This window comes from Rhodococcus chondri, from assembly GCF_036327435.1.
Classification (GTDB): domain Bacteria; phylum Actinomycetota; class Actinomycetes; order Mycobacteriales; family Mycobacteriaceae; genus Rhodococcus; species Rhodococcus chondri.
Map to the genome: position 1 here is coordinate 1 of NZ_JAUZMZ010000364.1, position 1370 is coordinate 1370.

Annotated in this window: 1 protein-coding gene; it reads left to right on the top strand. The window is 65.8% G+C overall.

The window, feature by feature from the left end:
- The first annotated feature begins 150 nt into the window (after window positions 1-150).
- Complete coding sequence (locus tag Q8814_RS26135; protein WP_330154829.1) at window positions 151-1326, top strand: ISAs1 family transposase; 1176 nt, start codon at window positions 151-153, stop codon at window positions 1324-1326.
- The last annotated feature ends 44 nt before the right edge of the window (window positions 1327-1370 follow it).

Consider the following 1370-nt stretch of genomic DNA (forward strand, 5'->3'; position numbering starts at 1 on the left):
CAGGGCGCCGTAGTTGTTGATTAGCGACCCCGTGAGCTGGGGTTTTCGTTTTATTCGAGGTGCTGTCCGGGCCGGTGGAGCGGGCATGGGGACAGGGATTGATCATGGGTGTGTCTTACGCATCCAACGATCGTCCACGAGGAGTCACCCATGCCCGCCGGGACAGTGTCCCCGATCGACCCCTGTCTTGACCAGTTGACCCGATGGAGTGGGGTCGTCGCCGACGACACACAGATGCCGGATCTGCTCACCGCGCTCGAGGCGGTGCCCGATCCGCGCGCCAGGCGCGGTCGCCGCTACCGGTTACCGTCACTGATCGCGGTGGCGTTGTGCGCGGTCTCCGCCGGAGCCCGCTCGTTCTACGCCATCGCCGACTGGGCCGCCGGTGTACCACGGCAAGTTTTGCAGCGGTGCGGTATTCGATTCCGTGTTCCGAGCGAGGCTACGATCCGGCAGGTGTTCGGCCGGGTCGACGGTGACGCCCTGGATCGGGTGCTCGGCCGGCACCTGGCGGCCCGGACCGGCGCCGACACCGTACGGTTGGCCGTGGCGGTGGACGGCAAGACGATCCGCGGGGCCCGCATCGGGAAACAGGCAGCGCCGCATCTGGTCGCGGCGGTCACCCACGGCGACACCGTCGTGCTCGGGCAGTGCCGCACCGCCGACAAGTCCAACGAGATCCCCACGGTCCGAAAGTTGTTGCGTGGAATCGATATCGCCGGGGCGGTGGTCACCATTGATGCAATGCATACGCAGAAGGCGACCGCCCGGTGCCTACGCGAGCAGTGCCGGGCCGAGTACGTCATGATCGTCAAGGCGAACCAACTCGGCCTGCTCGACCGGGTCCGGCACCAGCCGTGGGAACAGGTGCCGGTGGTGTGGTCCGATCCGATCGAGCGTGGTCACGGCCGGGAGGAGTCCCGCAGCTACAAGATCGTCACTGTCTCCCGTGGCCTGCGGTTTCCCTATGCCCGACAGGCGATTCAGATCACCCGGCGGCGACGACCGATCGGCTCCGAGATCTGGAGTGTCGAGGTGGTGTATGCGATCTGCTCGCTGCCGTGCGAGCAGGCACCACCGAAGCTGCTGGCGTCCTGGATTCGTGGGCACTGGCACATCGAGAACAAGATCCACTATGTGCGGGATGTGACGTTCGACGAGGACCGATCCACCATCCGCACCGGTCACGGTCCCCAGGTGATGGCGACGATCAGAAATGTGGTGATCAGTCTTCACCGTCGGGCCGGGCAGTCGAACATCGCCCGGGCCTGCCGACGACTGGCCGCCAACCCTGACCACGCGGTCGACCTGGTCCTGAACGCATGAAACTGCAGGTCACAGCCCCGGAAGTCAACAACTACGGCACCCTG

What these genes read in the sequence shown, in the direction of transcription:
- Q8814_RS26135 (WP_330154829.1), top strand. Translation starts at nt 151, where the DNA reads ATGCCCGCCGGGACAGTGTCCCCGATCGACCCCTGTCTTGACCAGTTG.